General features: G+C 38.1%; 9 protein-coding genes. 8 read left to right on the forward strand and 1 reads right to left on the reverse strand.

Translation table 11 applies throughout. From position 1 onward, the window contains the following. The first annotated feature begins 17 nt into the window (after window positions 1–17). Window positions 18–905 carry a fructokinase ScrK gene (gene scrK, locus I6G42_RS04285; protein WP_000164292.1) on the forward strand — a complete coding sequence of 296 codons (888 nt, stop codon included), beginning with the start codon at window positions 18–20 and terminating at the stop codon, window positions 903–905. Between the two features lie 324 nt (window positions 906–1,229). On the opposite strand, the gene I6G42_RS04290 is transcribed toward scrK, so the two are convergent. Then, window positions 1,230–1,847, reverse strand: a complete 618-nt coding sequence (locus I6G42_RS04290) for a TVP38/TMEM64 family protein (protein ID WP_000076173.1) — start codon at window positions 1,845–1,847, stop codon at window positions 1,230–1,232. Window positions 1,848–1,982: 135 nt separating this feature from the next. Here I6G42_RS04290 and I6G42_RS04295 point away from each other — a divergent pair, with 135 nt between their 5' ends. From I6G42_RS04295 to I6G42_RS04325, 7 genes are all read left to right on the forward strand, one after another. Then, window positions 1,983–4,616 carry a DEAD/DEAH box helicase family protein gene (locus I6G42_RS04295; protein ID WP_038805612.1) on the forward strand — a complete coding sequence of 878 codons (2,634 nt, stop codon included), beginning with the start codon at window positions 1,983–1,985 and terminating at the stop codon, window positions 4,614–4,616. A gap of 67 nt (window positions 4,617–4,683) precedes the next feature. Beyond that, window positions 4,684–7,677 carry a type I restriction endonuclease subunit R gene (locus I6G42_RS04300; RefSeq protein ID WP_038804829.1) on the forward strand — a complete coding sequence of 998 codons (2,994 nt, stop codon included), beginning with the start codon at window positions 4,684–4,686 and terminating at the stop codon, window positions 7,675–7,677. A gap of 34 nt (window positions 7,678–7,711) precedes the next feature. After that, window positions 7,712–8,776: an SIR2 family protein gene (locus I6G42_RS04305; protein ID WP_000229487.1), complete on the forward strand. Its 1,065-nt coding sequence runs from the start codon at window positions 7,712–7,714 to the stop codon at window positions 8,774–8,776. Next, the gene (locus I6G42_RS04310; RefSeq protein ID WP_000784066.1) at window positions 8,773–10,620 is read left to right on the forward strand and encodes an ATP-binding protein; all 1,848 of its coding nucleotides are present in this window, start codon (window positions 8,773–8,775) and stop codon (window positions 10,618–10,620) included. Before I6G42_RS04305 ends, I6G42_RS04310 begins: the two co-directional genes overlap by 4 nt. A 3-nt stretch (window positions 10,621–10,623) precedes the next feature. Continuing rightward, window positions 10,624–11,334, forward strand: a complete 711-nt coding sequence (locus I6G42_RS04315; RefSeq protein ID WP_050562293.1) for a hypothetical protein — start codon at window positions 10,624–10,626, stop codon at window positions 11,332–11,334. A gap of 474 nt (window positions 11,335–11,808) precedes the next feature. Then, on the forward strand, window positions 11,809–12,846 hold the full coding sequence (locus tag I6G42_RS04320; protein WP_000524474.1) for a hypothetical protein: 1,038 nt from the start codon (window positions 11,809–11,811) through the stop codon (window positions 12,844–12,846). After that, the gene (locus tag I6G42_RS04325) at window positions 12,839–13,990 is read left to right on the forward strand and encodes a restriction endonuclease subunit S (RefSeq protein WP_000042199.1); all 1,152 of its coding nucleotides are present in this window, start codon (window positions 12,839–12,841) and stop codon (window positions 13,988–13,990) included. The genes I6G42_RS04320 and I6G42_RS04325 overlap by 8 nt, the downstream gene beginning before the upstream one ends. Window positions 13,991–14,021: the final 31 nt, after the last annotated feature.

The raw sequence follows: 14,021 nt of genomic DNA on the forward strand, positions 1-14,021 counted from the left end.
AAGATAAGAGGTTTATCATGACAAAATTATATGGAAGCTTAGAAGCGGGCGGTACAAAGTTTGTCTGTGCTGTCGGTGATGAAAACTTTAATGTTGTGGAAAAAACACAATTTCCAACAACAACTCCTATCGAGACTATCGATAAAACCATCGAGTTCTTTTCAAAATTCGATAATCTTGCTGGTCTTGCTGTCGGTTCATTTGGTCCGATCGATATCGACAAAAACTCAAAAACCTATGGCTTTATCACAACGACTCCAAAACCTCACTGGGCAAATGTAGACCTACTTGGGGCTCTCCGTCGTGCCCTCAACGTACCCATGTATTTCACCACAGACGTAAATAGCTCTGCCTATGGTGAAGTAGTTGCTCGTAACAATGCTGGTGGCCGTATCGAAAACTTGGTTTACTACACGATCGGTACAGGGATCGGTGCAGGTGTTATCCAACGTGGTGAGTTTATCGGTGGTGTCGGTCACCCTGAGATGGGTCACTACTATGTGGCTAAACACCCAATGGATGTAGAAAAAGAATTTAACGGCGTCTGTCCTTTCCATAAGGGTTGTTTGGAAGGCTTTGCGGCTGGACCAAGTCTAGAAGCTCGTACAGGTGTTCGTGGCGAAAACATCGAACTCAACAGCTCTGTCTGGGATGTTCAAGCCTACTATATCGCTCAGGCTGCGGTCAATGCTACTGTGACTTTCCGTCCAGATGTGATCGTCTTTGGTGGTGGCGTTATGGCCCAACAACACATGCTGGACCGTGTGCGTGAGAAATTCACAGCTCTTCTCAATGGCTACCTACCAGTACCAGATGTGCGTGACTACATCGTGACTCCAGCAGTCGCAGGCAATGGTTCTGCCACACTTGGGAACTTTGTCCTTGCTAAAAGTGTCGCAAAATAAAACAAACAAAACATCCGTTTGGTTGCCCAAGCGGATGTTTTGTTTGAAGACAATGTTTTTTGAGCCTTCCCTTAAGTGATTACGGACGGTAGCGACTTTCCTCGAAATTCCATACCTAAACTTTGAGCCTAATGTCTCAAAGTTTTCCAACACCTGAAATCATTAGATTTCAGTCCTTTCTATCACGGTGGAAAGGCTAGGTAAGTCCTCGCTTCGCTATCGAAAAATAGGCATGATTTCCATACCAAAGTATATTTAGTATCAAGCTATAGTCTATCTATGCTCTAAAAATCCGCTTGGGACACCAAACGGATTTTTCTATTCTCAAAACATCTGCCAGAAGAAATCAATAATATAGGTCAAACCATAAGTATAAACCACTAGGGTAAAGGGCTTGGTCAACACGATGATAATCATATAGCGTTTGAAGGTCATCTTGGTAAGGGCAGCCAGCATGCAGAGAAAGTCAGCTGGGCTAACTGGCCAGATCATCATAAAGATAAAGAACCGCTCGAAACGATTGCCCTTATCTAACCAACCGATGTACTTGTCATAGGTGCGCTTGCTGACGACCGACTGGACAAAAGCAGCCCCATAGAGACGGACGAGGTAAAAGATAATGGCACAGCCAATCACGATGCCGATATAGTTATAGATAGTTCCGATGATGTGGCCGTAAATAAAGACCCCAGCCACTGAGGTCAAAGCTCCCGGAATGATCGGAACAACGGTTTGTAGGATCTGTAAAAAGATAAAGAGTGGTGGTCCCCAAATCCCAGCTTGCTGGATAAAGGCCGATAGGGTTTCCTTGGACTGTAACACTCCTGCCTGATAGGCCCAAATGCAGAAAATCAAGGTGCCGACTCCCCCGACGATAGACGAAATATTGATGACTTGCTGCAGAAGGGGAGAAACAGCTTTCATTTGCTTATCCTGTGACATAGAAACTCCTTATAGATAGTATGATTCTACTATACCATATTTTTCTTATAAAGACTAATTTGATTCCTTATCTTGCTTTTTATATAAGTGTGGTACAATTAAAGAAGTAAGTCAAGAGATATAACGGTGAAAGAAATGTTAGATTTAAATTTTAAAGGAAGATGGAGAAAGTACCAAAAGGAAGTCTTAGATCGTTTTCAGAGCTATCAAACAGATGGCCATGTTCACCTAGTGGCAGCACCAGGGTCTGGAAAGACCACCATTGGTATCGAGCTGATCGCTCGTTTTGGCAACCCAGCCCTTGTCTTGGTTCCAACTGTCACCATTCGTGAACAATGGGTAGATAGGATCCAAACAGCCTTTTTAGAGAACGAACAGAAGATTTCAGATCTCGTTTCCCAAAACTTAAAGGAGATGAAGGCACTAACGATTGTGACCTATCAAGCCTTTCATAGTGCTATGAATCAGATTAACTCCAAGGAAGAAGGAGAGATAGAAGATTTTACAGGATTTAACCTACTTGCTAGTCTAAAAGAGCAGGGAGTAGGGACTTTCTGCCTAGACGAATGCCACCATCTACGCAATGAATGGTGGCGAAGTCTAGAAGATTTTCGTAAGCAGTATGGACAGCTGCAAGTCATCTCCCTGACAGCGACACCACCTTATGACAGCGAGCCTGAACTCTGGGAACGCTATATCAAAATGTGCGGAGAGATTGACCAAGAGATCACCGTTCCAGAGCTAGTAAAAGAAAACACCCTCTGTCCTCATCAGGATTTTGTTTATATCTGTTCACCAACAGCTGAAGAGTCGGAACACCTCAGGCAGTTTGAAGATAGAAAGTGGGAGTATATCCATCAGCTTTTGGTCAATCCTGACTTTCAAGCTCTAGTGTCAGGTTCAAAGGTACTCAAAGGAGACATTTCATCTGATGTTCTACTAGAAGACCCTAAGTACTTGTCGGCTATTTTAATCTTTATGCATTCTCAGGGCTTGACCATTCCTGACTCTTTAGAGAATCTTTTGGGGGCGAAACGTCTGCCTCAGGTGAATTCCTACTGGCTCGAGCTGTTGTTGCAGAGCGTTCTCTATCAAACTCCAGATTGGTATGAGGATCCAAATGGATTTAGGGAAAAGTTAGAATCCGATTTGAAAGCACGGGGGTTGATCGAACAGCGACAGGTTTTTCTAGTCAAGTCCAAGTCTAGGGACAAGATTTTAAATCAGTCTTTGGGGAAATTGTCTGGTATTGCAGATATTTTTCTGACTGAGTATAAAAGTATGGGACAAGATTTGCGACAACTCGTCTTAGCTGACTATATTCGCAAGGATTTTGCCACCTATCTGGGAGATAATCAGGCAACAATTTCTCAGTTGGGAGTTCTCCCCTATTTTGAAAGCATTCGTCGGAAAGCTCAGGAGCATGAGATATCTGTATCTTTGGCTGTCTTGTCAGGGAGTGTCGTTATTCTTCCCATCAATGTGGCAGCAGAGTTGAAGGAACTCTTGCCTCAGGTTCATCTTAGTTTTTCGTCTATTGGTCAGTTAGACCAAGAGGATTATGTGCTGGTGGGATTCCCTAGTACGGCTAAGGGTATTGTAGCGGCGGTGACGGAACTTTTCCAACGCGGTCGGATCCAAGTCCTAGTTGGAACCAAATCTCTCCTCGGAGAGGGTTGGGATGCCCCTTGTGTCAATTCTTTAATCCTTGGAAGTTTTGTGGGGAGCTTTATGCTGAGTAATCAGATGCGTGGACGTGCCATTCGTACCTGGCAAGGACATCCAGAAAAGACTAGCAATATCTGGCATTTGGTAGCCGTTCAATCGGAGCCGCTCATCACACTCTCCGGAGAAGAGCCGACGCTAGATAGCAATCAGGATCTGCAAACCCTGTCGCGACGGATGGAACATTTTCTTGGACTGGCCTATAATCAGGAGAGTATTGAGACTGGTTTGGATCGTTTGGATTTTCCAAAGCCCCCTTTTAAGAAAAAGCAAATCAGAGAGTATAACGAACGGATTAAGATGTTATCCAAGGATCGAGCAGGTTTGCGCAAAAAATGGTACGATTCTCTCGTAATGGCAGATCGATTTGAGATTGTCACTGAAGTTGCGACTCAAAAACAGAAAATTCCAATCATGCTCCAGTTTGATGCATTAAAATGGGTTCGCATGTCATTGTTGCTGTTAGCAGTGGATTTGTTGGTCTTGTTGTTTAGAATGAGACTGACTGGAGTTTGGTGGCTTACAGCAGCCTGTCTCCTCTTTTTGTCCTTTGCATCTTGGCGCTACCTCTCCTATAAGAGTCCCTATAAACGCTTGCAATCTCTGTGTGAGCAGATCCGAAAGGTTCTGCTAGATTCGGGGCATCTAACGGACGATCAATCCCGTGTTCAGGTAGAGGAGGACAAGGAAAATTATATGGTTTTCGCCTATCTCAAGGGAGGAAGCATGAGGGACAAGGAGCTGTTTGTGCAGACTGTGGGAGAGTTCTTTGCTCCAGTGGACAATCAGCGCTATCTCTTGAAGGCAGAGAAAGTCCGACAAGGTCAGTCACCTTACTATGTCGTGCCTAGTCTTTTTGACAAGCGCAAGGAAGAAGCGCAGAAATTCCTTGACTTTCTGACGCCAACTATCGGACGCTATCACCTCGTCTACACACGAACAGAGGCCGGACGGAAAATCCTTCTCGAAGCTCGTATCAAAGCTCTCTCTAACAAAAACGACCGTATCTTGACTAAGAAGAAGGTTAAAAGCCAGTTGGAGTAGGGGCGTATGGGAAAATCCATCTGAAACATGATATAATATAGTAAAATTGTGCATTATAAAGGAGAGAATGATGCAAGTAAAACCAGAACTGGAGATAGAAAAACAACTGATCAACCAACTGGTAACTGGGGAAAGCCAATGGACTTATAGAGAAGACCTCAAAACAGAAGAACAACTATGGGACAATTTCTTTGAGAAACTGGCTCAAAACAATGTTGCTCTACTAGCAGACCATCCATTGACAGAGCAGGAAAAACGTCAGATTCAGAACCAACTGAACTTTGTCAGCTACTATGATGCTGCTAAGTGGTTGGTAGGTGAAAATGGCATTGCTAAAGTCGAAGTTCAAAGAGAAGATGCTAGCTTAGGCACCATCCGTTTGTCAGTCATCTGGAGAGACAATATCGCAGCTGGTAAGTCTAGCTATGAAGTTGTTAACCAAGTTGAGAGAGACAAGGCGAATCCTCTGGACCAAGACCGTAGACTGGATGTTACTCTTCTCATCAATGGCTTGCCCATGATTCAAATCGAGCTCAAGAGTTCCCAAGCTGCGTTTATCGATGCCTTTCACCAGATAAAAAAATATGATCGTGAAGGTAAATTCCGTGGCATCTACTCTAGCTTGCAGATGTTTGTTGTGACCAACAAGGTAGATACTCGCTATATCGCTGCAGCTCGTGAAAATAAACTCAACAAACAATTTCTAACCAAGTGGGTGGATAAGGACAATCATCCTGTGACAAACTTGACCAGTTTTGCCCATGAAGTCCTTTCTATCCCTCGTGCTCACCAGATGGTCATGCAGTATTCTGTCCTTGATGATAGCAAGAAATCTCTTATCCTCTTGCGTCCCTACCAGATCCATGCTATCGAAGCGGTGCAGGAAGCTTCGCGCCGTCAGGATTCTGGCTACGTTTGGCATACAACTGGTTCAGGAAAGACCCTGACTTCCTATAAGGTGGCGAGGAATCTCCTTCAAATTCCATCAATCCAAAAGACGATTTTTGTCGTTGACCGCAGGGACTTGGACCAACAAACCACTTCATCTTTCCTCTCCTATGCGACCAATGATGTCATTGATATTGACGAGACGGACAATACCCATGATTTGGTCAAGCGATTAGGAAGTAATGATAAGCGTGTCGTAGTGACCACCATCCAGAAAATCACTACTATGATGCGCAAGTTTGACCAAGGTCTTTACCAAAAAGATGCGGATAAAATCAAAGGACTCCGAGTGGCCTTTGTCGTGGATGAATGCCACCGTGCTGTTACGCCACAAACACAAAAGGACATTAAGACTTTTTTCCAACAGTCGCTCTGGTATGGATTTACAGGAACGCCTATCTTTAAGGAAAATAAACGCCAGCAGGTCGGTGACCTTGCCCAAATCACCCAGCAACAGTATGGAGATCGTCTCCATGAATATACGGTCAAGGAAGCCATCCATGACGGAGCTGTCCTAGGCTTTAAGGTAGACTATCGCAATACCCTCATCACGGATAAATCTGAAAATGACGTACCAGATACTGTCTACGAGGATGAGGAGCACATGCTAGAAGTCTTGGATGCCATTATCAATAAATCGCGCCAACAGCTAGGCTTCCAAAAGGGAGTGGGCAATACCTACAATGCCATCCTGACGGTCAAGTCCATCCCTCAAGCCCAAGCCTACTATGACCTTCTCAAAAGAGTCAAGGCTGGTCAGACACGAGTCAAGGTATCTGAGAGAGTCAAGATGGTCCTTCCGGATTTTCCAAAGGCGACCATCACTTACTCTGTCACTGAAAATGAAGAAGAGTCAAGAGCCAACCAAGACCACATGAAGCAGGTCCTAGAGGACTATAACCAAGAGTTTGATACCCACTTTACCATGGCGGATCTTCGTGGTTTTAATACAGATGTCAATAACCGTCTAGCTAGGAAACAGGATAAGTATCTCTATCGCAATGAACAGTTGGACTTGGTTATCGTGGTCAATCGTCTCCTAACTGGATTTGATGCTCCTTGTCTATCGACTCTCTTTATCGATCGTAAACCAATGCAACCGCAGGATTTAATTCAGGCCTTTAGTCGTACCAACCGTATCTTTGACTCCAGTAAGACCTATGGTCATATCATCACCTTCCAAAAGCCTTTAGACTTTAAGGAAGCAGTCGATAATGCCCTTAAACTCTACTCAAATGGTGGAGAAAATGAGGTCCTAGCTCCGAGCTGGGAAGAGGAAAAGAGAAACTTTTTGCGGAGTTGCAGTGATTTCCAAAATCTCATCACCGATGATCCTGAGGAAGGCCTTCAAATCGAGCAAATCTCTACACCTGAGTTGAGAAAGCTCGCCAAGGCCTATCAAGTCTTTGATAAATATCTAGCCTCTATCCGAGTGTATAAAGAGTATGATGAGGAAGAAATCTATGCCCAGACAGGACTAAGCGCAGAAGAATTGGAAAACTATCTAGGCTTTTATCAAAATATCCTTGCAGAATTAAAAAGTCGAAGAGATGATGATGATGAGGATGGGGAACCCCTTGATATTCACTATGAACTAGAGTCTATCCAAGTGGATGAGATTAACTACGCCTATATCCTGACCTTGATCCAAAGCCTGATTGAGCAAGAGCAAAGCCAGGAAAAGAGTCTCAGTGCACAGGACAGAGAAGCAGTGGATACCTATATCCAAAGTCTGGAGAAGACCAATCCAAATCTCGCGCAAATCATCTCAGAGCTTTGGCAAGAAGTACAGGCAAATCCTGAACGCTACAGAGGTCAATCTATCGCCAATATTCTTGACCAGATGATTGAAGCAGTCATCCAGCAACATATCCAAGATTTTAGTAAGACTTGGTATGTGGGTGAAGACGAACTCCGCTACTATGTCAATCACTACCGCAAGGGAGCTAAAAAACAACTAGGAGAAAGTCAACTGACTAAGAGTCAGCGCTACAAGGACTATAAAGTTGAGGTGACAGATGCCCTCAATCCACTCCTCTATAAAAAACAAATCAAAGAAGCCTATACCCAACTCATCGAAGAAGTGATTGAGCCGTTGAGGGTTGGGAGATAGAGGAAAGTATTTTATTCTTATTCGAGGAACAAATATGGTTGAAAAATTTGATATAAAACAGTTGCGTTATTTTGCAATGACTAAGAGGCTTAATTTTCTAATTGGATCAGGGACTTCAGTTCCAGCCATACCTTTAATGTCTTTTTTCAAAAGTAAAGATAATTCAGATGAGGAAGCTAATAATTTACTATCTGATAAAGTTAAAGCAGTTTCAATGAAAGTTCTTGAAGATATTAGTAATGCTAATGATGAAGAAAATAATAAAGCAGCTTCAATGAAAGTTCTTGAAGATACTAGCAACGCCAATGATGAAGATAATATTAAAGCAGTTTTAAAAAGATATTCTGAATTTATTAAAGTTGTACTTCAACTTCTTTACCATGCAAATTCTAGACAAGTGACAAAAAATATCAATATTTTTACTACTAACTACGATCTCTTTATTGAGAAGTCACTGGATGAATTGATGAAATATGAATCATTTGTTTTTAATGATGGAAGTAATGGATATTTTAATAGAATTTTAGATAGTGCTAACTATAATAAGTCTGTTGCATATAGGGGATTAAATGATAATTACCTTAATGAACTTCCTACATTATCTTTGATTAAACCACATGGTTCGATGAACTGGGAAAGAGGGCAAGAGGACAATATTTTAATAAGGCAAAGTGTAGTTGAAAATCCTGTAGTAGTTAAACCAACGGGCTTAGAGGGTCAAGAAACGTTTCTAAACAATCATTTTCATGACATGCTAAGAGTATTTCAACTTGAGTTAGATAAACAACAATCTATTCTTATTGTTATTGGATTCTCATTTCAAGATAAACATATTGCTAAAATGTTGAACAGATCTTTGAAAAATCCTGAATTAAATGTCTTTATATTTTGTTATTCTGAATCTGATAAACAAAAAATATTAACAAATTTGGGCCTCAGTGATTGTCCAAGAAATTTGAATGTCATTGCACCTAATGAATTAGAGGAAAAGTATAAATCAAAGCAAAAAAGTGACGATGGAAGTGAATGGTTTAGTTTCGATATTAGCAATCTAACTGAGTTGCTTAGAGATGTATCTTTTGAGGAGCAGTTAGAATGAAAATGAGTATCAAAAAATTAGGTGTAATAGTAGGTGTTGATGGGGATATTTCTCAAGTTGGAATGTATCATTTATCTAATGATGCAGAGTACCTATGGCATGGTGACGTGTTACAAGGAGCAAAAATTGGAGCATATCTAACAATTTTACAGAACAATGTAAAAATTATCGCTTCTGTTGTTACTGAAAAAGTTGCTGATCAAAAAAATACAATTAGAAGCACAGAATTTGATAATCGTTTTTCAAAGAATTCTATAAATCGAATCGTTCATTTAAAAACTAAAGGTGTTATTGAAAACGGTGAATTCCAAGTAACAAGTCAATATGTACCTATGATTGGAAATGAAGTATGTATTACTTCAAAAAAAGACTTAGAATTAATATATGGGATTAATAAGTCTGAGCCAACTATTTCCATTGGACAGTCAATCTTAGAAGGTCAAGTTGTTCCTTTATCGATTAATAAAATATTTGCTTCTCATATTGGTGTGTTTGGGAATACTGGTAGTGGTAAGTCAAATACTTTGCATAAGTTATTCTTAGAACTCTTTCGGTCAGAATATCGAGAAAATATTTTAAAGTATTCAAAATTTTATATTATTGATTTTAATGGTGAATATACGAAAGATGATAGTTTTGGTGTGGCCGGTACCCATAAAAAAGTATTTAATGTTAAAACTAGGAGTAAAACATCAAAGAAAATCCCTATTACTGAGAAATATCTTTTTGATCCAGATATCCTTTCAATTTTATTTGGCGCTTCTTCAGCAACTCAAGTTCCATTTCTTAGGAAAGCAATGAAAGAGTGGAATGAAAAAGAACATACTGGAGAAGTTATTGCGAAATTTGTGGTTGGAACGTTGAAAAAAATTCTTACAACGGGAGATGCAGCATTATCTGATTCAAGGGATAATTGGATCAAAGTAGCAAAATCATACATAGCAAAAGAAAACTGGGGAATATTTATTCAAGTTTCCTCGTTAACTTATTATGCAACAACAAAAGCTTATTACACTCAGGGAGAAGAACATATTTATTTAAATGATAAGTCTGATTTAACTGAACAGATAGAAAAAAAGTTACAGATAGATGAAATTAGACAAGAACTTGCAGAAAGTTTTGATTCTTTGGACTTGATAGATAAATTAAAGTTCTTTTTAGATTTTCAGAAAGTTCACTATAGTACTTGGAAATCAACTAATATTGAGCATATTAATCCTTTATTTCATAGGATTGATACAGCTCTGAATAGCTTGAAGAAAGTTGTTGAGGTTAAAGAGAGTATTGAGGGAGATTTTTCTAGTCTAAATATTATTAATCTTGTACATGCTAATCAGGAAATCACTAGATTAATTCCTATGCTTATCTCTAAGATGATATATGATCAACAGAAAACGAAAATAGCTGGAAAAGATGTCACCTGTACTAGTCATTTGATTATTGATGAAGCACATAATATTTTAAATGCTCAGAATCATTCAGTAGGAGATACTTGGCAGGACTATAGATTAAATATTTTTGAGGAAATCATTAAGGAAGGACGAAAATTTGGTTTCTACTTAACTTTATCTAGTCAACGACCGGCCGATATTTCACCGACTATTCTTTCACAAGTTCATAATTATTTCATCCATAGATTGGTTAATGATAATGATTTACGAATGTTGCTGAATACTATGCCTACGCTGGACAAAACTTCCTTTAATAAAATTCCTAGTTTAGGTAAAGGAGAGGTTATAATTACTGGTAATGCTATTCAAGTTCCAGTATTTGTGAAAGTAGATAAAGAAGAAATCATTAGACCGAATAGTGATGATGTTATTTTGACTGAATTGTGGAGTTGAACTATGAGAAAAGAAGAAATATTTAGATTACTAGGAGTATCAGATGAAACTGAATTGGAAAGCTTATTGGATTATAAATCAGTTGAATATGCCGATGTAATTACTGAAGAAAATTATTTTATAATTAATCGTGAAACATCTAAGTATGGAATTCCATCGATTGAACGTAGCGGATTTGATATTAAAAAACATAAGTTACTTGAATTATCAATGGATTTAAATAAGCAACCATATATTTGTGAAGCATATCTAACTGGGGAAAGTTTGGATACTTTGGGAAGCAAGAAGAGAAAGAAATTAAAGGATCCAGTCAATTGGGAATGTGTTGCTTCAGATATATTTGCAAAAAAATATTTTCATAGAGGACATATTATTGGTCATTCATTAGCTAATGAACTTGTTAGAAATATTTATAATAAAAATAAGAAAATTTTGTTTGTTCAAACAGCATGGAGTAATATAAACCTTCAACGTCTCAATTATTATAGTCAGTCTTATTTTGAGAATATGCTTGAAGAAATAATAAAAAATGGAAAAAATATTTTGTATAAATCAAAATTAATTTATAAAACAAAAATTGATAAAATACCTATAGGTATTCAAATTCAAGCTATCTCTATTGATGAAGAACTGTCCATTAATGTTTTTATTCCAAATGTTTCTCCAGGAATATCAATTGATTATACAGAAGGTAAGATAACGAGGTTAGAATGATAATACAAGCAGATTTTCCAAGTATTATTTTTTCAAGATTCAATGAAGATTCGTCATGGAAATCAAAAAAATTTAAAGAATTATTAGACCCAACGGAGAGAATTAGACGAGATCCATTTGGTAGTGCTTTAAAAAAGAATATTTTGTTCAAGTGGCGAGTAAGTTGTTTATGAAGAGTAAAGTGGGACTTACTGCCTCTTTATGCGTTTATGCGCTACTGCGGAAGACTATCTTGAAAAGAAATAGTGACTCAACTACTCAATGACCTCAATAGCATTCGAGATAGCAAGTACCGTCTCATTTCTAGTAAGCAAGAAAGAAAAAGGTCAAACCAGAAGAATCAGCCCAGTATAAGGATATGGACAAACCCCTTAGAAAGGAATTGCTAAGGGGATTTTTGCTGGTTTCGTGGTATAATTTTAGTATGTAGAATTATTCTTAAAAAAAATAGAGTTTTAATTTAGAGAGGTTGAAATGGGTTTATCTAATATTGAAATAAAAAAGGAGTTATCTAGGCGGTTCCAAGAAGCTAGAAAGAAGTCTAGACCTCAGACATGTTTACTATGCAAGAAGCCACTTACTAAACTTTGCAACTCACATTCAGTTCCTCAATTTGTCTTAAAACATTTGGCTGAGAATGGAAAAATTATGCAGTCAAGTTCACTAATGTCTTTTGAAGATATAGATTTATTTGAAATTGAAAAAGGAGTGAACAATTCTGGAATCTTTAAATTTATATGTCATTCTTGTGATAATGAATTCTTTAATGACTATGAATCTGAAGAAGCATTGTTAGGGGAAATTTCAGATAAAATGTTAGCTGAAATTGCTCTGAAAAATGGATTGATGAATGTTTCAAAGCGAAGCCAAGAAGTAAAATTATATAGTTCTCTTCCAGAAAGAATAATTGGTATTGACGATATGATAGATTTGTATAGTTTAGATTTAAGAGATTTTCTTCAAGAAGTGGAAGTTCATAAGCGAGAAATTTTAAATAATACAAAAGGTGCATATCAAATCGTGTTTAAAGAGATTCTCCCATTTGTGGTTCCTATTGCTACACAAGTAGCTATTACACTACAAGATGATATGTATGGGTATCCCGTAAATGATGTTTTTAATCCTGATCCAAAAGTCAGTATGCAAGATCTGCATCTGGTCATTTTCCCTTTTAAAAAATCATCTCTTGTTTTAGCTTTTTATCATAAAAAAGACAAAAATTATAGAACTCTAAGACATCAGTTTAATAGCGAAAATTCTAAAAAAACCAAAGAATTTTTAAATTATCTTGTATTTGCCTACACAGAAAATTTTTTTATTTCAAAAACAATTTATGAAAAAATTCAAAATAATAAAAAACTAATCCAGCTAAGTCGTGAATTGTATCAGAAACCTAATCTTGGAAATTTAAGTATGTATGATTTTTTTAATTTGAAATATGAACCGGTAAAGCCAGACGAAATTCCCAATTTCTTAACAAAAGACTGGGCACTAGGAGAAAATAATGAGTAAAAACAGTATTCCCAAAATTAGGTTTAACAATTTTAAAGCTTTTTGGGTAGAAAAAAAAATTGCAGATATAGTCAAAATATCTGCTGGTGGTGATGTAGATAAAGAAAGATTGAAGCAAAGTGGAAAATATCCTGTTATTGCAAATGCTTTGACAAACAAAGGAATCGTTGGCTTTTATGACGATTATAAAGTGAAAGCTCCTGCAGTGACTGTTACAGGTCGTGGGGATGTTGGATATGCTGTAGCAAGACATGAAAATTTTACACCAGTTGTTAGACTTCTAACTCTTCAATCAGATAGTATTGATATGGACTATCTTGAAAATCAGATTAATTCTATGAAAATTTTAAATGAGTCTACGGGTGTTCCTCAATTGACAGCTCCTCAACTTGGGAACTATAAAGTGTATCGTCCTGAAATTGACGAACAATCCGCCATAGGTTCTCTTTTCCGCACCCTCGACGACCTTCTAGCGAGTTACAAGGACAATCTCACCAACTACCAATCTCTCAAGGCAACCATGCTCTCCAAGATGTTTCCCAAAGCTGGGCAGACTATTCCTGAGATTCGTTTAGATGGATTTGAAAGAAAATGGGAGAAAAAAAAGTTAATAGACTTAGTATCGCCAGTGTCCAGAAAAGTAAAAAAACCCTCCGATCCTTACTATAGGTTATCGATTCGCTCACATGCTAAAGGTACCTTTAAACAATTTGTTGATGATCCTAAGAAAATTGCAATGGATAATTTATTCGAAGTTAAAGAGAATGATTTGGTTGTAAATATTACATTTGCTTGGGAACATGCGATTGCTGTAGCTAGTAAAGAAGATGATGGTTTATTGGTTTCTCATAGGTTTCCGACATTTGTAATTGATAAATCTGATAAGAATTTCATTAATATTTATATTAAGAGAGAAGAGTTTAGACAAAAGTTGGATTTGCTATCACCGGGTGGAGCAGGACGAAACAGAGTTTTAAATGTAAAAGATTTTATTAAGATTCAAATGATAGTTCCAGAATTGGAAGAACAACAAGCCATCGGCTCCTATTTCTCAAACCTAGATAACCTCATCAACTCTTGCCAAGAAAAAATCACTCAGCTAGAAACTTTGAAAAAGAAACTCTTGCAGGATATGTTTATCTAGATGATTAGTGATAACTTTTAACAATTATATT

This window comes from Streptococcus oralis (assembly GCF_016028255.1).
In the GTDB taxonomy this organism is placed as follows: Bacteria; Bacillota; Bacilli; order Lactobacillales; family Streptococcaceae; genus Streptococcus; species Streptococcus oralis_AC.

Coding starts and splice junctions, on each gene's coding strand:
- scrK (WP_000164292.1), top strand. CDS start 18: ATGACAAAATTATATGGAAGCTTAGAAGCGGGCGGTACAAAGTTTGTC.
- I6G42_RS04290 (WP_000076173.1), bottom strand. CDS start 1,847: ATGTCACAGGATAAGCAAATGAAAGCTGTTTCTCCCCTTCTGCAGCAA.
- I6G42_RS04295 (WP_038805612.1), top strand. CDS start 1,983: ATGTTAGATTTAAATTTTAAAGGAAGATGGAGAAAGTACCAAAAGGAA.
- I6G42_RS04300 (WP_038804829.1), top strand. CDS start 4,684: ATGATGCAAGTAAAACCAGAACTGGAGATAGAAAAACAACTGATCAAC.
- I6G42_RS04305 (WP_000229487.1), top strand. CDS start 7,712: ATGGTTGAAAAATTTGATATAAAACAGTTGCGTTATTTTGCAATGACT.
- I6G42_RS04310 (WP_000784066.1), top strand. CDS start 8,773: ATGAAAATGAGTATCAAAAAATTAGGTGTAATAGTAGGTGTTGATGGG.
- I6G42_RS04315 (WP_050562293.1), top strand. CDS start 10,624: ATGAGAAAAGAAGAAATATTTAGATTACTAGGAGTATCAGATGAAACT.
- I6G42_RS04320 (WP_000524474.1), top strand. CDS start 11,809: ATGGGTTTATCTAATATTGAAATAAAAAAGGAGTTATCTAGGCGGTTC.
- I6G42_RS04325 (WP_000042199.1), top strand. CDS start 12,839: ATGAGTAAAAACAGTATTCCCAAAATTAGGTTTAACAATTTTAAAGCT.